This is a genomic window from Polaribacter sp. Z014 (genome assembly GCF_023555435.1).
Lineage (GTDB): Bacteria > Bacteroidota > Bacteroidia > Flavobacteriales > Flavobacteriaceae > Polaribacter.
The window spans coordinates 47,333-67,112 of the sequence record NZ_JALCZP010000003.1 but is presented as its reverse complement, the minus strand read 5'-3'; the positions used below and the strand labels follow the sequence as shown (position 1 = coordinate 67,112).

21 protein-coding genes are annotated in these 19,780 nt (G+C 30.6%); 16 read left to right on the top strand and 5 right to left on the bottom strand.

Annotated elements, in window-relative coordinates:
• Positions 1–113 precede the first annotated feature (113 nt).
• From MPF19_RS05700 to MPF19_RS05690, 3 genes are read right to left on the bottom strand one after another with little or no spacing between them, the layout of a single operon-like run.
• Positions 114–641, bottom strand: coding sequence for a GNAT family N-acetyltransferase (locus MPF19_RS05700; protein WP_249987151.1), 528 nt, complete (start codon positions 639–641; stop codon positions 114–116).
• A 26-nt stretch (positions 642–667) separates the two neighbouring features.
• Positions 668–964, bottom strand: coding sequence for a putative quinol monooxygenase (locus MPF19_RS05695; protein WP_203394704.1), 297 nt, complete (start codon positions 962–964; stop codon positions 668–670).
• A 4-nt stretch (positions 965–968) separates the two neighbouring features.
• Positions 969–1,829, bottom strand: coding sequence for an SAM hydrolase/SAM-dependent halogenase family protein (locus tag MPF19_RS05690; protein ID WP_203394703.1), 861 nt, complete (start codon positions 1,827–1,829; stop codon positions 969–971).
• 128 nt (positions 1,830–1,957) lie between these two features.
• On the opposite strand from MPF19_RS05690, the gene MPF19_RS05685 reads away from it, so the two are divergent.
• The 7 genes from MPF19_RS05685 (at position 1,958) to MPF19_RS05655 (ending at position 8,221) form a co-directional block, all read left to right on the top strand.
• Positions 1,958–2,911, top strand: coding sequence for a PhoH family protein (locus tag MPF19_RS05685; protein ID WP_249987150.1), 954 nt, complete (start codon positions 1,958–1,960; stop codon positions 2,909–2,911).
• A 449-nt stretch (positions 2,912–3,360) separates the two neighbouring features.
• Positions 3,361–4,305 (top strand): phosphoribosylaminoimidazolesuccinocarboxamide synthase, encoded by a 945-nt coding sequence (locus MPF19_RS05680; RefSeq protein WP_249987149.1) that lies wholly within the window; start codon positions 3,361–3,363, stop codon positions 4,303–4,305.
• A gap of 119 nt (positions 4,306–4,424) precedes the next feature.
• Entirely contained in the window at positions 4,425–5,612 is a 1,188-nt protein-coding gene (gene fabV / locus MPF19_RS05675) for an enoyl-ACP reductase FabV (protein ID WP_249987148.1), read from the top strand.
• A gap of 110 nt (positions 5,613–5,722) precedes the next feature.
• A complete protein-coding gene (locus tag MPF19_RS05670; protein WP_249987147.1) occupies positions 5,723–6,202 on the top strand; it encodes a hypothetical protein in 480 nt (159 codons plus the stop codon).
• Positions 6,195–6,566: a glyoxalase gene (locus MPF19_RS05665; protein ID WP_249987146.1), complete on the top strand. Its 372-nt coding sequence runs from the start codon at positions 6,195–6,197 to the stop codon at positions 6,564–6,566. Before MPF19_RS05670 ends, MPF19_RS05665 begins: the two co-directional genes overlap by 8 nt.
• A gap of 63 nt (positions 6,567–6,629) precedes the next feature.
• Complete coding sequence (locus MPF19_RS05660; RefSeq protein WP_249987145.1) at positions 6,630–7,325, top strand: hypothetical protein; 696 nt, start codon at positions 6,630–6,632, stop codon at positions 7,323–7,325.
• 305 nt (positions 7,326–7,630) lie between these two features.
• Positions 7,631–8,221 (top strand): LURP-one-related family protein, encoded by a 591-nt coding sequence (locus tag MPF19_RS05655; RefSeq protein WP_249987144.1) that lies wholly within the window; start codon positions 7,631–7,633, stop codon positions 8,219–8,221.
• A gap of 77 nt (positions 8,222–8,298) precedes the next feature.
• Here MPF19_RS05655 and MPF19_RS05650 read toward each other — a convergent pair whose 3' ends face one another.
• Positions 8,299–9,096: a TerC family protein gene (locus MPF19_RS05650; protein ID WP_203394695.1), complete on the bottom strand. Its 798-nt coding sequence runs from the start codon at positions 9,094–9,096 to the stop codon at positions 8,299–8,301.
• A gap of 189 nt (positions 9,097–9,285) precedes the next feature.
• The gene (locus MPF19_RS05645; protein ID WP_249987143.1) at positions 9,286–10,053 is read right to left on the bottom strand and encodes a sulfite exporter TauE/SafE family protein; all 768 of its coding nucleotides are present in this window, start codon (positions 10,051–10,053) and stop codon (positions 9,286–9,288) included.
• A 321-nt stretch (positions 10,054–10,374) separates the two neighbouring features.
• Here MPF19_RS05645 and MPF19_RS05640 point away from each other — a divergent pair, with 321 nt between their 5' ends.
• From MPF19_RS05640 to MPF19_RS05600, 9 genes are all read left to right on the top strand, one after another.
• Entirely contained in the window at positions 10,375–10,791 is a 417-nt protein-coding gene (locus MPF19_RS05640; protein ID WP_203394693.1) for an IS1/IS1595 family N-terminal zinc-binding domain-containing protein, read from the top strand.
• 107 nt (positions 10,792–10,898) lie between these two features.
• Positions 10,899–12,113, top strand: a complete 1,215-nt coding sequence (locus tag MPF19_RS05635; RefSeq protein ID WP_249987142.1) for a hypothetical protein — start codon at positions 10,899–10,901, stop codon at positions 12,111–12,113.
• 11 nt (positions 12,114–12,124) lie between these two features.
• The gene (locus MPF19_RS05630) at positions 12,125–12,385 is read left to right on the top strand and encodes a DUF4212 domain-containing protein (RefSeq protein ID WP_203394691.1); all 261 of its coding nucleotides are present in this window, start codon (positions 12,125–12,127) and stop codon (positions 12,383–12,385) included.
• Positions 12,386–12,419: 34 nt separating this feature from the next.
• Positions 12,420–14,189, top strand: a complete 1,770-nt coding sequence (locus MPF19_RS05625; protein WP_249987141.1) for a sodium:solute symporter family protein — start codon at positions 12,420–12,422, stop codon at positions 14,187–14,189.
• 122 nt (positions 14,190–14,311) lie between these two features.
• On the top strand, positions 14,312–14,506 hold the full coding sequence (locus MPF19_RS05620; RefSeq protein ID WP_203394689.1) for a hypothetical protein: 195 nt from the start codon (positions 14,312–14,314) through the stop codon (positions 14,504–14,506).
• Positions 14,499–17,189 carry an ATP-binding protein gene (locus MPF19_RS05615; protein ID WP_249987140.1) on the top strand — a complete coding sequence of 897 codons (2,691 nt, stop codon included), beginning with the start codon at positions 14,499–14,501 and terminating at the stop codon, positions 17,187–17,189. Before MPF19_RS05620 ends, MPF19_RS05615 begins: the two co-directional genes overlap by 8 nt.
• 16 nt (positions 17,190–17,205) lie before the next feature.
• On the top strand, positions 17,206–17,571 hold the full coding sequence (locus MPF19_RS05610; protein WP_249987139.1) for a response regulator transcription factor: 366 nt from the start codon (positions 17,206–17,208) through the stop codon (positions 17,569–17,571).
• A gap of 72 nt (positions 17,572–17,643) precedes the next feature.
• A complete protein-coding gene (locus tag MPF19_RS05605; RefSeq protein WP_203394686.1) occupies positions 17,644–17,868 on the top strand; it encodes a hypothetical protein in 225 nt (74 codons plus the stop codon).
• Positions 17,865–19,760 (top strand): acetate--CoA ligase, encoded by a 1,896-nt coding sequence (locus MPF19_RS05600; RefSeq protein ID WP_249987138.1) that lies wholly within the window; start codon positions 17,865–17,867, stop codon positions 19,758–19,760. Before MPF19_RS05605 ends, MPF19_RS05600 begins: the two co-directional genes overlap by 4 nt.
• The last annotated feature ends 20 nt before the right edge of the window (positions 19,761–19,780 follow it).

Here is a 19,780-nt window from a genome sequence, read left to right as displayed (position 1 = left end):
TTTTTTAATTGTTCTTAGCTTTTAAGATGTTACTAAATTAATTTCAATAACCAATTAATAATTCTGATGTCAGTCTGAGTTTGTCGAAGACCTTTTATTTTAATCTCTTGGTTCTATTTTTCTAACTTATAGATTCTATTATCTTCAAAACCTTCGTCTGTTCTTTCTATTTGCAAGTCAAAATCTAGTTTATGTAATAACGTAATAGAAGCAAGATTATTTTTGTGTGTAAAAGCTTCAATAGTTTTTAATTCCATTTTTTCAAAAGCATACTCTAATATTTCTTCAAAAGCTTCCGTCATGTAACCTCTTTCTTGATAATCAGGATGAATTTCATACCCAATTTCTGCATAATTATCTGCAACATCAAAATTTCGTAAACCAATTGTACCTAATAATTCAGCACTGTTTTTAGATTCTAGAACCCAGAATATACCTTGGTTATCAGTAATTAAATTAGAAATTTCATCGATAAAAGCTCTAGATTCTGAAAGATTTTTTGGTGGTACTCTTTGTATATATTCATTTACCTCTTTATTTGCTCTTAAACCAAAAATTGCTTTTGCATCATCTAAGTTTAACGCTCTTAATGTTAATCTGTCTGTTTCTAAAACAGGGAATGTAGTAAAATCGAAATCCATTATTTATTATTATTTGTCTTTATTGTTTATTGTAAGCTAACTTTTTTATCCACACTCCAAGCAAGAGGTTTCTCATTGAAAAATAATTTTGTTTTTGCCCAAACATCTTTAAAAAGTAGCGAGTTTTTGTAATTTTCTAAATCTTTTTCTTGTTCCCAATAAGAATAGGTAAAAAAGATTTCTGGGTTCTTTTTATCTTGATATAATTCTAATAAATTACATCCTTTACTAGCTCTAATCAAAGCTTTTTTTTCTTCAAACAGTATTAAAAACTCTTTAATGTTCTTTGTATGAAAACTCATTTTTACTATTCGTACAAACATTCTATTATGTTAAAGGTGTAAAATCAGGTTGAGAATCATTAATAAAATCAATGGTAATCGAATCCCTATAATTTAATCCTAATAAGGTAGATGCCCCACCAACCGTTTCTAAATTACTTCTGTATACCGCAATTTCTAAATAGCCAGCAGAATTAAAAATGGCTAATCTACTTCCATCATATTTTATGTTGTCATGAGCACTATCGCCTGTTACTTCATTATATTTTGTAAATATTTTGGTAAAATGATAACGACTAGCACTTACTTTAAAACGGCGTCCTTTGCCTATTTCACTAAACATTTTTGTGCTAATATTACTAATTACGTTTCCATAATTATCTATATAAACAACGCCACCAATAATTTTATTTTTATCTTGATTTACTTTTGGCTGAATTTCAACTAACTTTTTGTATTCTTTAATTTCTTTGCCAATAACCGTTAAATTTCCGCCTCTGGCGATAAAACAAGCAACTTGTACAAAAACATCTAATACAGGAAAACTACTTTCTACTCTGTCATGAATATTAATTTCAACAATTCTTGTTGGATTGATTTCAGAAGCAATCATAGAGATTAATCCGTTATCCGGACACACAAAATAATGATTGTCTAATTCAATAGCAATATGTTTGTTATCATCACTTAATTCTGAATCTACACCAACAATGTGTATGGTTCCTTCAGGAAAACTTTTATAAGAATTTTTTAAAATATACGCGGTTTCGGTAATATTAAAAGGAGTAACCTCATGTGTAATGTCTACAATTTTAGCATCGGGTAGCTCAGAATAAATAGCTCCTTTTACAGCGCCTACAAAGTGGTCTTTTGTTCCAAAATCTGTTGTTAAGGTGATTATAGGCATTAAAAAAGGGCTGTTAATTAAATGTGTAAAAGTTGTTAATTATTTTACGCAAATCTAATCATTTTAGAAAATTTATTAGCTATTTTTAGTTGAAATAAAAATGTAATTTATTAATAAAAATTAATCATTTGAACGAACGCACTATAGAGCTTACAGAAATTAGTCCTAAAGATTTTTTCGGAGCACAAAACAGTACTATTGAACAGTTAAAAAGATACTTTCCAAAAATTAAAATCGTTGCTAGAGGGTCTAAATTAAAAATTTATGGAGACCCAGGAATTTTAGATGAGTTTGAAACTCGGTTAGAACGTTTGATAAAGTATTTTAATAAATACAATAAGTTAGATGAAAACAGTATAGAACAAATTTTAACATCTAACGGAAACGAAGAAAAAACAGCTGCTGCTAAAAATGCCAAAGAAGTTTTGGTACATGGTGTTAGCGGCAGGTTAATTAAAGCTCAAACTGAAAACCAGCGTAAAATGGTTACTTTAATGGCAAAGAATGATATGTTGTTTGCCGTTGGTCCTGCCGGTACAGGAAAAACCTATACAGCGGTTGCTTTGGCGGTAAAAGCTTTAAAAGAGAAAGAAGTTAGAAGAATAATTTTAACAAGACCCGCAGTAGAGTCTGGTGAAAATTTAGGATTTCTTCCAGGAGATTTAAAAGAAAAATTAGATCCCTACATGCAACCTTTATATGATGCTTTAAGAGATATGATTACGCATGAACGTTTAGAATCTTATTTAGAAAAAGGGGTGATACAAATTGCACCTTTGGCATTTATGCGTGGTAGAACTTTAGACAATGCATTTGTAATTTTAGACGAGGCGCAGAATACGACTCACAATCAAATGAAAATGTTTTTAACAAGAATGGGTAAAAGTGCAAAGTTTATTATTACGGGAGATCCTGGTCAGATAGATTTGCCAAGAAAACAAGTTTCTGGATTAAAAGAATCTTTATTAGCATTAAAAGATATAGAAGGTATTGCACAAGTTTATCTAGATGATAAAGACGTGGTAAGACACAGATTGGTTAGAAAAATTATTAGTGCTTATAAAAGTATAGAAACAGAATAGTTTTTATATGATATGGAGTATAGAAATGATTTTTTAGAAAGAGAAATACAGAAAATAACCCTATTTTAAGAAAAACACTCTCTAAAATAGCAAAAGATGATGATGACGTTTTTTCATTACAATCTTTTAATGAGGATTTAAAAGAGAAATTAGATTTTGGCTTTTATGAATTATTAGATTTAAGTAAAGATGATTTAAAAACGAAAATAGAAGGATTAAATGTGTTCGTTTTAGAAGAATTATTAAAAGTTTTTTATCAAATTAGTAAAAACGAAATGATAATTTCAGATAATTCTAATTTAAAAACAGCAGCATTAATTATCCTTGAAGAGATTGAAAATAATACCAAAGTTTATTCTTTAGAAAGACAACAGATAAAAAACTACTTCAAATCAGAAAAAAAAAGAAATTGAAAGCCTATTTTTGCGCCCACAACAACATAACATATAATGAATACAATTAACAATACTAATTTTAAATTTCCGAACCAAAAGTCTGTATATATAGGTAAAGTAAGAGAAGTTTATAATATAAATGATGCTCTTTTGGTAATGATTGCAACAGATAGATTGTCTGCTTTCGACGTTGTTTTACCACGTCAAATTCCATTTAAAGGTCAGATTTTAAATCAGATTGCCACAAAAATGATGAATGATACCGCAGATATTGTTCCTAATTGGTTAATTGCAAACCCAGATGAAAACGTTGCCGTTGGTCATTTATGTGAGCCTTTTAAAGTAGAAATGGTAATTCGTGGTTATATGTCTGGTCATGCAGCTCGTGAATACAAATTAGGTAAAAGAACTTTGTGTGGAGTTGAAATGGCAGAAGGATTAAAGGAAAACGATAAATTTCCGGAAGCTTTAATTACACCATCTACTAAAGCAGATAATGGTGAGCATGATGAAGATATTTCTAGAGAAGACATTTTATCCAAAGGAATTATTTCTGAAGAAGATTATATTGTATTAGAAAACTATACCAGAGCTTTATTTGCAAGAGGAACTGAAATTGCAGCAAAAAGAGGATTGATTTTAGTAGACACTAAATACGAATTCGGGAAAACAAAAGAAGGTAAAATTGTATTGATTGATGAAATTCATACACCAGATTCTTCTCGTTATTTTTATGCTGATGGGTATCAAGAAAGACAAGATAAAGGAGAAGCTCAAAAACAATTGTCTAAAGAATTTGTACGTCAGTGGTTAATTGAAAACGGTTTTCAAGGAAAAGACGGACAACAAATTCCGGCAATGACAGATGATAAAGTCATCGAAATTTCTAACAGGTATATAGAATTATACGAACAAATTACTGGAGAAGCTTTTGTAAAAGCGACTACAGATAATGTATTAAATAGAATTGAAGAGAATGTACTTCAATTTTTAAAATAACACATAAATTTACGTTATTGCGAGGAGGAACGACGTGGCAATCTGATTATTTTAATTATAAATAAAAGATTACTTCGTCATGCTTCCTCGTAATGACGAATTTTTTAAAACTAACAACCATGATTATAGAACCAAGAACAAGAGGATTTATCTGTTTAACATCGCACCCAACAGGTTGTGAGCAAAACGTGATCAATCAAATAGAATATGTAAAATCCAAAGGAAAAATAGACGGAGCAAAAAAAGTATTAGTAATAGGTGCTTCTACAGGATTTGGATTGGCTTCAAGAATATCTAGCGCATTTGGTTCTGATGCTGCTACAATTGGTGTTTTCTTTGACAAACCAGCAACAGAAGGAAGACCAGGTTCACCAGGTTTTTACAATACAGCTGCTTTTGAAAAACAAGCAATTGCTGCAGGTTTATATGCAAAAAGTATTAACGGAGATGCATTTTCTAATGAAATAAAAGAACAAGTTGTAAACTTAATCAAAGAAGATTTAGGTCAGATTGATTTAGTGATTTACAGTTTAGCATCACCAGTAAGAACACATCCAGTAACAGGAAAAAGATACAAATCGGTTTTAAAACCAATCGGAGGAGATTTTTCTAACAAAACAGTAGATTTCCATACAGGTAAAGTTTCAGAAATTTCTATAAAACCTGCAGAAGGAGACGATGTAGAAAATACTATAAACGTAATGGGTGGTGAAGATTGGAAAATGTGGATGGATGCATTACAATCTGAAAACTTATTAGCAGAAGGAGCAACAACAGTAGCTTACTCATACATTGGCCCAGAAGTTACAAAACCAGTATATAGAAACGGAACAATTGGTGCAGCAAAAGATCATTTAGAAGCAACTGCTTTTACAATTACAGACGATTTAAAATCGATTGGAGGAAAAGCGTATGTTTCTGTAAATAAAGCATTAGTTACACAAGCAAGTTCTGCAATTCCTGTAATTCCTTTATATATTTCTTTATTGTATAAAGTGATGAAAGCAAAAGGAATTCACGAAGGTTGTATCGAACAAATTCAGCGTTTGTATAGCGAGCGTTTATTTGGAGGTGATTTGGCTTTGGATGAAAAAGGAAGAATTAGAGTTGACGATTGGGAAATGAGAGAAGATGTCCAAGCAGAAGTTAACAAGCTTTGGGAAACTGCAACTACAGAAAACTTATCTGAAATTGGAGATTTAGAAGGCTATAGCAACGATTTTTACAACCTTTTCGGTTTTAAAGTTGCTGATGTAGATTATGATGCTGATGTAAATGAAGTAGTAAACGTACCAAGTATTCAGTAAGATTATTATCCTGCGATAGCGGAAACTTAAATACAAACCTCACAGTTAATGCTGCATTTATTTCGGCAACTATTGTGAGGTTTTTTTTATCTTGTAAAAAATTAAAGTTGATGAAAGCAGTTACCTTAAAACAATTAAAAGACGAACTTTCTCATAAGTCTGCCAATGAGCTGAAAGAGTTGTGTTTGCATTTATCAAAATTTAAAAAAGAGAATAAAGAATTACTAACGTATTTGTTATTCGAATCTCATGACGAAGAGCAATATATACAAAGTGTAAAAGATCAAATGGATGTGCTTTTTTCTGAGATTAATACCAAGAGTTATTTCTATATTAGAAAAAGTGTAAGAAAGATTTTAACCCTTACTAAAAAGTTTATTCGGTATTCTAAGAAGAAGGAAACCGAGGTAGCTTTATTACTTTATTTTTGTGTAAAATTAAAGGCATTTAAACCTTCTATAAAAAAGAGTCCAAGATTAACAAATACTTTTGATAGGCAAGTGGTTTTAATTAAAAAAATAATTGCAACGTTACACGAAGATTTACAATACGATTATCAACTAGAACTAGACGAATTATTAGATGAATAAAAAAGAGAGACCAGTATTAACGGATTTAGTGAATGAAGGAACTTCTGAAATGGAAAAATTTCAGAATGAAGTTTTAAGACCTGTTATAAAAATGCAACATAACTTGTTGATTAGTTTATTTAAGCACCATCTTATAAAAAGAAAAGTAGATTTTACAGATTTAACGGATAAGAAAAGAAGAAGTAAAATTACTGCTGTTTTTAAAACGGATAATAATTATAAGAACTTTACTTTAGGGATAATTATTGGTCATTTTTCTTCGGATGAATTTACTTTTTATGCTGATAATGCATCAGAAATTAATAGAAGAATTTTACAAATTGTTACGCAAAGATTAAAGGATTGTATTTTGGAGATTGTGTAAAAAGATTATAGTGACTAATTACCTTTTTATCATAATATTAATTAGTAATAATGAGAGAAAATCGTGAATAATGACGAAAAAAGAGCAAACTCATATTTATTGAGTTTAGGATTTGAAAAATTAGAATTTGAGCCAAATGGAAATATTCCACCAGATTTTTCGATCAATAAAAAAATTGGAATTGAAGTTAGAAGGTTAAATAAACATTATAATAACGAGCCTTTAGAAAAATTAGAATTTGGAGAAATAAGAAAAATTGAAAACTTTATTTTAAATTTTAGCTCAAATAAAACTTTTACAAATACACATTCTGTTTGCATTAATTATTCAAGACCATTAAAGTTTACTAAAATTAAGAAGAGAATTGAACAATCTTTGAATCATTATGTTCAGAATCTAAATCAAAATTTAGAATATAGCATCAATGAAAATTTCAAAATGAGTTTTATAGAATGTGAAGAAAGATTTGAAAGCGATTTTGAAGTGATGTTATGGGTAGATGCGAATAAAGGAGGCGTTGTGGTTAGTGACTTGAAAGAAAATATTATTATCGGATTAAAAGAAAAAGAAGAAAAGATAGCTGAATATTTTAATGAATTTGAAGAATGGTGGCTAATATTAATTAATCATATTTCTTCAGATATACGTAATCAAGAGTTAGAAATATTAAAAAAAGAAATTCCAAAATCAAAATTATTTAAAAAAATAATAATACTAGAACTTAGTAATCTAAAAGAGAAAACAATACACTGCTGCTAATATTGAGTATTAAGAATTGCTTATTTTTTGTCTAGTAAAAAAAACCATTCACATAAACCACAACTTTGTAGAACTATAAACCGTTATCTACATTTAAATAAAAATGACAGAATTTCTAGTTATAGCTTCTACAATTTCTTAAAAGAACTGACTAATTTTATTACAAATACGTTATATCTTGCATTCTGTTTATAAATAAAACATGCTTAACGTTAGAGCAAAATGAGATTACCTCAAAAACAAAACAACGAATAAAAATAAGCATTGGGTAAAAAACATTATTCCGATTATTAAAAATAAAATAAATGAATTCAAATTTTTTTGATTTAAAAACATACTTTATAGACGAAAAAGTCAATATTTTTAAGTTTAAAAATTGTTATAAAGTATTTAACGATAAAGGAAATGAGGTTGGTTCTGTAAATCAAACACTAACTTCAGGAGAAAAAGCGCTTAGGTTATTATTAAACAAGAGTATGTTGCCTTTTCTGCTAGAAATAAAAGATGTAAAAGGAAATATACTAGCATCTATATCTAGAGGTTGGACTTTCTATATGTCTACAATTCGTATTGATGATCCTAAAGGCAATACTATTGGTACAATCAAACAAAAATTTAAATTATTAAAACCAACTTTTAAAATTTATAATAGATCAGAAGAGCTTTTAGCTGTAATAACTGGAGATATGAAAGCGTGGAACTTTCAAATAAATGATTCTTCCGATAAACAAATAGGAACAATAAGCAAAAAATGGAATGGACCTCTGAAAGAAGTTTTTACTACAGCAGATAAATATAAAGTAGATTTAAATACTGATTTTGCTAATGATTCAAATAAGATTGTAATACTATCAAGTGCAATTACAATAGACATGGTTTGGAGGCAAAGTAGATAGTTATTCAGGTAAAATCAAACATAAAAAAAGCCGTTGTATTTAACTACAACGGCTTTTTTTTATGTTTTAATTTGGTGTTATTTCTTTGCTTTTGCTAATAAGTTCTTTTGATATTTTCCTTGCACAACATCTACAATAATTAAAATAGCTAAAACAAAATAGAATGTTGTTTTACTCATTGGTACAATTTCTTCACCAAATATTTTAATATGAGCTAAATGTCCGCCTTCTGTTACTAGCATTATTCCTACAATAAAAAGAATAAACAAACCAAGTACTTCGTACATTCTGTTTTTAGACAAAAAGGTAGAAATTTTATCAGCCATTACAAGCATTAATAAACCACTTATAACAATAGCAATGGCCATTACAATAAAAGCAGTTGTAGCGCTTTCTATTTCGCTAGTTAGACCAATTGCAGCTAAAATAGAATCGAAAGAGAAAACTAGATTCATAATAACGATACTTGTAATAACGGCATTTGCAGATTTGGTGCTTTTGCCTGTAGCCATATCAGAAACTTCAAGGCCTTTGGTAGAAATCATGTGCCAAATCTCTTTAATAGCTGTATAGATAATAAATCCTCCACCTAATAAAACAATGATACTATGTCCGTTAAAAGCAAAATGAATAACATCTTTTATTCCTCCGGATAAAAAAGAAAAAGGATCCTGAAAAAAATCGATAATAGAAACTAACACAAAAAGTAAAATAATTCTTAATACAATAGCGATTAAAATACCGACCTTTCTTACTCTTTTTTGATCTGCTTCTGGTGCTTTTTTAGATTCTAAGGATATGTAAAGTAAATTATCGAAACCAAGAACGGCTTGTAATAAAACCAACATTAATAATGTGAAAAGAATTCCTAACATTTTTTATTTTTTATAATTGATGAATCCAAAGATATTTTGATTGTTGATAATACACAATTTTTATTGGGTTTAGTTTTTAAAGTTTTAGAAACAAGAAACATGAAAAAGAGACTAAATCTTATGATGTAGCGAATGAAAGTTTTTCTCTTTGGTACTCTGCTCTAATTATTCGAGCACTCTGCGGTTATTTTAAAAAAGGTATTTCCAAAGAATACGCAAGCTCACAAAAGCAATTAAAATAGCAGTAGCTTTTTTAAGTTGAATAGGTGTAAAATAGTTATTGCTCATTCTGCTACCTATTTGTCCTCCAATAAAAACCGTAACTAATAAAATGGAAGTTAAGTTCCAGTCAATTATAAAATCAGGATTTGAATATTGACCCAACAAACCGGCTATAGAATTTACTAAAATGAAAACACTAGCTGTAGCGGCAATTTTTTTAGGGGTATCCCAGTTAGTAAGATGTAGAAGTGGAGCTAAAAATACGCCTCCACCAATGCCAACCATTCCAGATATAAAACCAATAATTCCACCAAAACTAGCATTTTTAATAGGTTTTAGATTGACTTTTTTTTCATCCGAAGAAATAATTTTTTTAGAAATCCACATGGTTATTGCAGCAAATAATAAGGTGAAGCCCAAAAGAATAAAGAAGAAATGCTGACTAATTTTTAATTTTCCACCTAAAAAAGCAAACGGAATGCTAAATAGTATAAGCGGAATTACTTTTTTCCAATCAATTTTCTTTTGATGATAAAATAAAAATACATTTCCAGAGACTACAACAATATTACACAACAAAGCAGTTGCTCTAATTTGTGTAAAAACGATTCCTGTTAATGCCAAAATAGCTAAATAGCTAGAGCCACCACCAAAACCTACGGAAGAATATAAAATGGCTACCGTAAAAAATAATAATATAATGTGCCAATAAGTAAAAAATGAGTCTATTAACAAATTGTAAGTTTAGATGTTTCGTAGTTTTTATTTAATTTTAAATAAAAATAAAGGTAGTATAAATATTGATGAAATTATTACAGATATTTTTATAAACATTACTAACATTTAAAAAAACTTTGTTTTACTAAATGAAGTAGCAGTCGTTGTAAATGTATACAAAGCTAATTTTCCTGTTTTTTCAATTTAGTAAAATAAGTCTTAGTAATTAGTGATATTCATTATTGTAGGGCTTTTTTTGTTTTAAATAATTAAATTTTTAACAAATATGTTGATTTTATATTGCTAAATTACTATATTTATGCTAAATTGATATATGTTATGATAGATTGTTGTCCAAATTGTAATTCAGATAAATACATTAAAAGTGGTATTATTAATAATAGACAGCGATATAAATGTAAAAAATGTAATTACTTTTTTACTGTAAATAAGATTGGTAAAAAGATAGACGACTATTATGTTAACAAATCTTTACAGCTATATCTAGAGGGATTAACCTATCGGGAAATTGAGCGAATTTTAGGAGTTTCTCACGTAAGTATTATGAATTGGGTAAAAAAATATAATATTAAAAGACCTTATAATTCTAAATATCATTCAACGTATAAGATTTTAAATGCAAGAGAACTAGGTGTTTATTTTAGTAATTCAGAAAATATAAAGGGAGCTGGCGTTGTAGTCACCGAGTTAGGGGACAAGTTTATGCTTATTAAATGGGAGCGTTTTAAAGATTAGTATATAAAATTAACATAAAAATATAGTAATTTTTTTTAAACAGATTGTTTTTAGGAGTTTAGCAGTGCACACAAAATCAATGATTCACTAACTAAACAATTAATTTCATGAAAAAGCAAAGATTACTATTGCTAGGATTTTTTCTAGCCTCCTTTCAGTTTCTTATAGCACAAGGGTCTCCAGACTATAATGGCGGACTAAAAATTAAATTTGATGAGGACGGCAAAAAATACCTTCGTTTAATTTCTTGGGCGCAAGTACAAGCAACTTATAATAATGATGCACCTGCAACTTCTAGTAAAACAAGTTTTAATTTAAGAAGAGCGCGTGTTCTCATGTTTTCTCAAATTACAGATAAATTTTTACTCTTAACACATTTTGGTTTAAATAGTTTAAACGCAGGTTCACTCTCACCAACAGGTAAAGGAGAAGGATCTCAACTTTTCTTACATGCGGCTTGGGCACAATATAATTTAGGTAAAAACCATGCTATAGGTGGAGGTTTGCATTATTTTAATGGTATCTCTAGATTAAACAATCAAAGTACCTTAAACATGATGACCTTAGATAATAATCGTCAATCTTGGGCTACCATTGGGTTGTCAGATCAATTTGCAAGACATGTGGGGATTTTTATGAAAGGTAAATTTGGGAAACTACAATATAGAGTTGCCGTAAATGACGCAATAATAAACGGGTTAGACGCTAGACCTGCCGTAAGTGGACAAGCGGTGTATGGAGGCGCAAACTTATTGGGCACTAAAGAAGCTGGTAAAACTTTTGCAGGGTATTTTGAATACAACCTATTAGATCAAGAATCTAACTTTTTACCTTATAAGGTAGGAACGTATCTTGGTGGAAAAAAAGTATTTAATATAGGTGCCGGATTTTTCTTACATCCAAAAGGTACTGTGAAAATAGAAAGTGGAAATACTGTAGGAGAAGATGTTTCCATTTTTGCTATAGACGCTTTTTATGACGCTCCATTGGGTGATGATGGAAGCGCTTTAACTGCGTACGCTACATATCAATCTAATGACTACGGAGAAAATTATTTATACAGTGCTTATGGTACTGGTAATATGGTGTATACACACATAGGATATGTTTTTGCTGGTGATAAAACAAAAACAAGATTTCAACCTTATGCTTCTTATGGTAGTAATAGCTACGATGCTACTTCTAACAATAGAAACATTTTAGGATTAGGTATTAATGCCTATATGAGCGGACATAATTCTAAATTAACCTTAGAGTATAAAAATCAAGATTTCGGAACTTCAACAAGTGCTGTAACCTTACAAGCAATGATCTATTTATAAAAACGAACAATATGAGTGATGAACAAAAAAACGCCTCGGCGTATTGGAAAGAAAATATTAAGTATTTAACAATACTACTTATAATATGGTTTGTAGTATCCTTCGGATGCGGAATAATATTTAGAGAAGCATTAGATACCATAAGGCTTGGTGGTTTTAAACTAGGTTTCTGGTTTGCCCAACAAGGATCGATTTATGTATTTGTGATTTTAATTTTCGTTTACATACGATTAATGAATAAACTAGATAAAAAATACGGTTTCGACGAGTAAATCTAATCCTTAACTAAAAATAAAATAAAATATTATGAGTGTACAAACTTGGACATGGATATTAGTAGGGATTTCTTTTACCCTATATTTTGGAATCGCAATTTGGGCTAGAGCGGGCTCAACAAAAGAATTTTATGTAGCTGGTGGAGGTGTTTCTCCTTTAGCAAATGGTATGGCAACCGCTGCCGATTGGATGAGTGCCGCCTCATTTATTAGTATGGCAGGTATTATTTCCTTTGCAGGGTATGATGGCTCTGTTTATTTAATGGGATGGACCGGTGGATATGTGCTTTTAGCGCTATTGTTAGCTCCCTATTTACGTAAGTTTGGTAAGTTTACAGTACCAGATTTTATTGGAGATCGGTATTACTCAAACACAGCAAGAACAGTGGCCGTAATATGTGCTTTAATTGTGTCTTTTACCTATGTAGCAGGACAAATGAGAGGAGTAGGAATTGTTTTTTCTCAGTTCTTACAAGTAGATATTATTTATGGCGTTTTAATTGGTATGACAGTAGTTTTGGTATTTGCTCTTTTAGGAGGGATGAAAGGAATTACTTATACACAGGTAGCTCAATATTGTGTATTGATTTTTGCTTTTATGGTACCAGCGTTTTTTATCTCTGTACAAATGACGGGGAATTTAATTCCGCAAATAGGAATGGGAAGTACTGTAGAAGATGGTACTTATCTTTTAGATAAATTAGATGCTTTACACACACAATTAGGGTTTAAAGAATATACTTCTGGTTCTAAATCTACTTGGGATGTTTTTGCAATTACGTTAGCATTAATGGCAGGTACAGCAGGATTACCGCATGTTATTGTTCGTTTCTTTACGGTACCTAAAGTAAAAGATGCACGTAAATCTGCAGGATATGCGTTGCTTTTAATCGCTATTTTATATACTACAGCACCTGCAATTGCAGTTTTTTCTAGAACCAATTTAATAGAAACAGTAAGTGAAAAAGAATATTCAGAAATTCCGGTATGGTTTAAAAACTGGGAAAACACAGGGTTAATTTCTTGGACAGATAAAAATGGTGATGGTAAAATTCAGTATGTTGCAGGGAATGCTTTAGATGGTAAAAAACCGGTATATACTGAAGATAGAGGTACATTTGGAGAAAGATTGATTTCAAATTCTAATATGTCTGCTAAAAACGAATTGTATGTAGATAGAGATATTATGGTATTGGCAAATCCGGAAATAGCACAGTTACCAAATTGGGTAATAGGCTTAGTTGCAGCGGGTGGATTAGCAGCAGCTTTATCTACAGCAGCAGGTTTATTGCTGGTAATTTCAACATCCGTTTCTCATGATTTAATTAAAAAACAATTAAAACCAGATATCTCAGATAAAGCAGAATTAATGGCTGCTAGAATAGCAATTTTTGTAGCAATTTTAATTGCAGGGTACTTTGGTATTAATCCGCCTGGGTTTGTCGCAGCTGTAGTTGCATTGGCATTTGGTTTGGCTGCAGCTTCTTTCTTTCCAGCGATTGTTTTAGGTATTTTTGATAAAAAAATGAATAAAGAAGGAGCGATATCAGGAATGATTGTAGGTATTGTATTGATGCTCTTTTACATGATGAAATTTAAATTAGACATGTTTGGCGGCGGTACACAAGAAGATTGGTGGTTTGGTACTTCTCCAGAAGGTTTTGGAACTATTGCAATGTTTGTTAATGTGGTTATTTCTGTAGTCGTTTCTAGAGTTACGGCAGCGCCACCACAAAATGTGCAAGAAATGGTAGAAAGTATAAGAATACCATCGGGAGCAGGAGAAGCTTCTGATCATTAAACAGAACCATTTTTATGTTTTCTTTTAAAATATAAAATATAGTTTAAATAAGTTAGTTAGAAATCAGCATTACAACTTGTAGTGCTGATTTTTTTATTATTTTTAAGGTTCAAAGTAAATCAATGAAAAAAAGACATGAGCAGAAGTTAATTGTATTATCAATTGCATTGTTTTTAATGTTTAATATACCCTTTGTCCTTGTTTTTAATTTTGAAGGAGCAATTTGGGGGATTCCTACATTTTATTTTTCAATATTTTCTATTTGGTTATTGTCTATTGTAATTTCATTTATCGTCTTAAATCGTCATTATGAATAGTTTTACTTTAATAGTCATTATAATTATTTATTTAGCGGTGTTGTTCTACATTGCTTTTCTTGCTGAAAAAAAACGACAAAGTAAATGGGTAAATAATCCGTATGTCTATACTTTGTCTTTAGCTGTATTTTGTTCTGCATGGACCTATTATGGTAGTGTAGGAATTGCAGCAAATTCCGGAATTAACTTTTTGCCAATTTATTTAGGTCCTGTTATTGCGGGGCCTTTATGGATTATTGTGCTTCGAAAAATTATTAGAATTTCTAAACAGCATAAAATTTCTTCCATTGCAGATTTTATTTCTTTGCGCTACGGAAACAATCGGTTTTTGGGAGCCTTGGTCACGATTATTTGCCTTTTCGGAACTTTGCCTTACATTTCTTTACAATTAAAAGCAGTTTCTGAAACATTTGAAATTATGTCTGATGATACGAGTTATATTTCTACATCAATTATTGACGATTCTACTTTTTACGTTGCTTTATTATTAGCTGTTTTTGCTGCTTTTTTTGGAACCCAAAATACAGATGCATCAGAAAAACATAAAGGAATTGTTGCTACAGTTGCTTTTGAGTCTGTTTTAAAATTGGTTTTCTTCACCATTATTGGTGGGTATATTACATTTTACTTGTTTGATGGTACAACAGATATTTATGATAAAATTTCAAATACAGAAAATTTTAAAGAGCTTACTACACTAAGTGGTGTAGAAGATGGTTTTAATTGGTTTTTTATGATTGCTTTATCTTTTATGTCTATATTTTTATTACCACGTCAGTTTCAAGTTATGGTTTTAGAAAACAATAGAGAAAAACATTTAAAGAAAGCAATTTGGTTGTTTCCATTGTACTTATTGCTTTTTAATATTTTTGTTATTTTTATTGCTTGGGCAGGTAAATTAACCTTTGGTTCTACTCAAAATGCAGAGTATTATTCTTTACTACTTCCGTTAGAACACGGAAATTCACTTTTAGCAACGCTTGTTTTTTTAGGAGGTTTTTCTGCGGTTATTTCTATGGTGGTAGTTTCTACCTTGGCATTATCAACCATGGTTAGTAATAACTTAATTATTCCTTATGGGTTTTTAGATAAATTTATTAAAAATCAACCAGAACGAAATTCAAAATATATTAAAAGCATTCGTCGTATTTCTATTTTTACCATTATTATTTCGGCGTATTTCTTCTATGTTTCGTTTTCAAAAGAGCTTTCTTTGTATTCTATTGGGTTAATCTCTTTTGTTATTATAGCGCAATTAGCACCTTCCTTTTTTATTGGTTTATTCTGGAATCGTGGTTCTTCAAAAGCGGCTATTATCGGAATGATTATTGGTTTTCTTATTGCTATTTACACTTTAGTTTTACCTTTTACATTACAAGCCTATACCGGAACAGATTATTTTACGCAACACGGATTATTTGGTATTGCTGCATTAAAACCAAATGCTTTGTTAGGTATCGATTTTTTAAGTCCGCCTGCTCATGCATTTTTCTGGAGTATTTCGTTTAATTTAATGAGTTATTTAGTGTTTTCATTAGTTTCTAAAGGAAATTATAGAGAGCGTAATTATGCAGAAATGTTTGTAGACAGTAAGAGTTTTACCTCACTTCAAGAAAATGCATTTGTTTGGAAAGGAGAGGCTTATGTTTCAGATGTTAAAAATGTTTTAGTTCGTTTTTTAGGTGAAGAACGCGCTACACGTGCTCTTAAAATATTTTTCACCAAGCATAAATTGCCTTTAGATACCCAATTGGGAGATGCTAGATTAATTAATTTTTCAGAAAAATTATTAACAGGTAGTATTGGTTCTGCATCCGCAAAAATATTGATTGCAAGTGTGGTAAAAGAAGAGCAAATTAGTTTGGTTGAGGTGTTAAAAATTTTAGAAGAATCTAAAGAGAACATTGTAAATAATAAGGTTTTGTTAGAAAAATCAAATGAATTGTCTCAATTGTCATCAAAATTAAAAGATGCAAATAAAGAATTAATAAGTAAAGACAAGCAAAAAGACGAATTTTTAGATACGGTTGCTCATGAATTGAAAACACCAATTACAGGGATTCGTGCAGCTACTGAGCTATTGATGGATGAAGATGATGATATGCCTCAAGAAATGAAAGCCCAGTTTTTAAAGAATATTCTGCAAGATTCTGAGCGTTTAGGGCGTTTAATTCATAATATTTTAGATTTTGAAAAACTAGAAACAGGAAGATTAAATTTAGACTTAGAATATTTAGACATTCAAAAGACGATTGCGAAGGCAATTGGCAGTATTTCTCAAATTGCGGCGAAAAAAGGAGTGAAAATCGTTGTGAATAATGTGCATTCTTTTAAAATAAATTATGATGAAGATAGAATTCTACAAGTATTAACCAATTTATTGTCGAATGCCATTAAGTTTTGCCAACCACAAACCGGGAAAATTTATATAGATTATAAATTAGGAAATGCCTTGGTAGAAATCTCTGTAACCGATAATGGTAAAGGGATTCCGGAAGAAGATCATGCATTTGTTTTTGATAAGTTCTATCAATCTAAACATCAAAACACCATTAAACCACAAGGTAGTGGATTAGGATTGGCAATTACCAAACAAATAGTGGAAAAACACCAAGGAAAAATTTGGGCTAAAAAAGGTATAAAAAATGGTGCAACATTTGTTTTTACCATCCCTTTTAAGTAAATTGTAGCCTTAAAGTATGAAGAATAGAATTTTAATTGTTGACGATGAGCCCAATATTGTAATGTTGTTAGAATACGCTTTTAAAAAACAAGATTTTGAAGTGTTTATTGCAAGAGATGGGAGTGAAGCTTTAGAGATATTAAAACATCAAGTACCTAACATCGTTTTGTTAGATATTATGATGCCGAATGTAGATGGTTATCAAACCTTACAAGAGATCAAAAAAAATAAAAGTTTAAAAGATACCAAAGTGGTCTTTTTAACTGCAAAAAATAAAGCTTCAGACGTTGAAAAAGGTTTAAAACTTGGAGCAGATAAGTATTTAACAAAACCTTTTTCAGTAAAAAAACTAGTTTCAGAAATATTGGAACTTTTAGCTTAAAAGATAGTCTTTATCGCTATTAAATATTGATTTTGTGTGCAAACAAACAATGTTTAATTAAAATTTAAAGACATGAAATATCAATTGAATGCACTTGCATCAGATGTTTTTATCAGCATTTATGCAATCAGTACCTTGTATTTTAGGTTTAAGTTTGAAAATAGTGGAAATATAGATCCTATACTATCTGTAGTTTTAGGTCTTTCTTTTGTAACTATTATTTGGGCACTTATAAAACTTAAAATATTAAACCCTAATTGGTTTGGCTTATTTAATTCTAAAAAAGCGAGATCATGAAATACCAAGAATTTTATCAAAAAAGTATTCTTCAGCCAGAAAAATTCTGGAGCAAGCATGCAAATAAATTAGATTGGTTTAAAACACCAACAACTATTTTATCAAAAGATGCCTATAACTACCATCAATGGTTTGCAGATGGCGAACTTAATTTAAGTTATTTGTGCATAGACAAACATATTAAAGATGGTTTTGGAGATCAAAATGCCATTATTTATGACTCCCCAGTAACCAATACAAAACAACATATTACCTTTCATCAATTACATCACGAAGTTTCTAAACTCGCTGGTGGATTGCAAGATTTAGGTTTAAAAAAAGGGGATACATGTATTATTTATATGCCTATGATTCCGCAAGCTTTATTCGCTATGTTGGCTTGTGTTCGGATAGGTGTTATTCATTCTGTGGTATTTGGTGGTTTTGCTCCACATGAGTTGGCCATCAGAATAGATGATTGTAAACCAAAAGTGATTATTACTGCGTCTAGTGGTGTAGAAATAGAAAAGATAATTCCGTATAAACCTTATGTAGATGAAGCAATAGAGAAATCTCAAAATAAACCAGAAAAGGTAATTGTTTTCGATAGAGAATTAGGGGTAGAAGTACCAAAGAAAGGCTACGATGTAGACTATATTGATTTGGTTGAAAAATCTCCTTCTATTGAAGCTGTTTCTTTGGCATCTACAGATCCGTCTTACATTCTATATACTTCGGGAACGACAGGGAAACCAAAAGGAATTATTAGAGATACTGGTGGTTATGCAACTGCTTTAAAATTTTCTATGAAATATATTTATGGTGTTAAGAAAGGAGATGTATTTTGGGCAGCAAGTGATGTTGGTTGGGTTGTAGGGCATAGTTATATTGTGTATGCACCTTTATTAAATAGAAATACAACCATTCTTTTTGAAGGAAAACCTATTAGAACTCCAGATGCTTCTACTTTTTGGCGCGTAATTAGTGAGCATAATGTTAAAGTGATGTTTACTGCTCCAACGGCAATTAGAGCAATTAAAAAAGAAGATCCTAACGGAAGGATGATTAAAAAATATGATTTATCGAGTTTAAAATATCAATTTTTGGCAGGAGAACGCTGTGATGTAGCGACCTTAACTTGGACTAAAGAGCATTTAAAAGTTCCGGTGATAGACCATTGGTGGCAAACAGAAAGTGGTTGGCCTATGGTGGCAAATATGGTGGGTGTAGCCTTGCAGGAAGTAAAACCCGGATCTGCAAGTTTTCCGGTTTGTGGTTATGATATTCGAATTTTAAATGAAGAGGGAGAAGAAGTTGCTTCTAGTGTAGAAGGTTTTGTTGCCGTGAAATTGCCTTTACCTCCCGGAACTTTAATGAATCTTTGGGGCAATCCAGAACGTTTTAAAGCGGGTTATTTAAATCGTTTTCCAGGATATTATTTCTCTGGTGATGGAGGATACAAAGATGAAGATGGTTATGTTTTTATAACAGGGAGAGTAGATGATATTATAAACGTTGCCGGACACCGATTGTCTACCGCAGAAATGGAAGAAGTTGTAGCTTCTCATAAAGCAGTAGCAGAATGTGCTGTTTTTGGAGTGCATTGTGATTTAAAAGGTCAGAAACCTCTAGGTTTAGTGGTTTTAAAATCGGGTGACGATTATAATGAAGAAAAAATTCAGAAAGAAATTTTAAAAGATGTGCGTCATGAAATTGGTGCAGTGGCTTCTTTTAGAGATGTATTAGTTGTTAATCGCTTGCCAAAAACTAGAAGTGGAAAAATTCTTCGTAAATTGTTACGAAATATTGCAGATGACCTGCAGTATAATGTACCCTCAACAATTGATGATATCGCAATTATAAACGAAATAAAAAGTGTTTACCAGAAGCATCATATAGGTATTCATAAGTAAAGAAAGTATATAAAACCAAC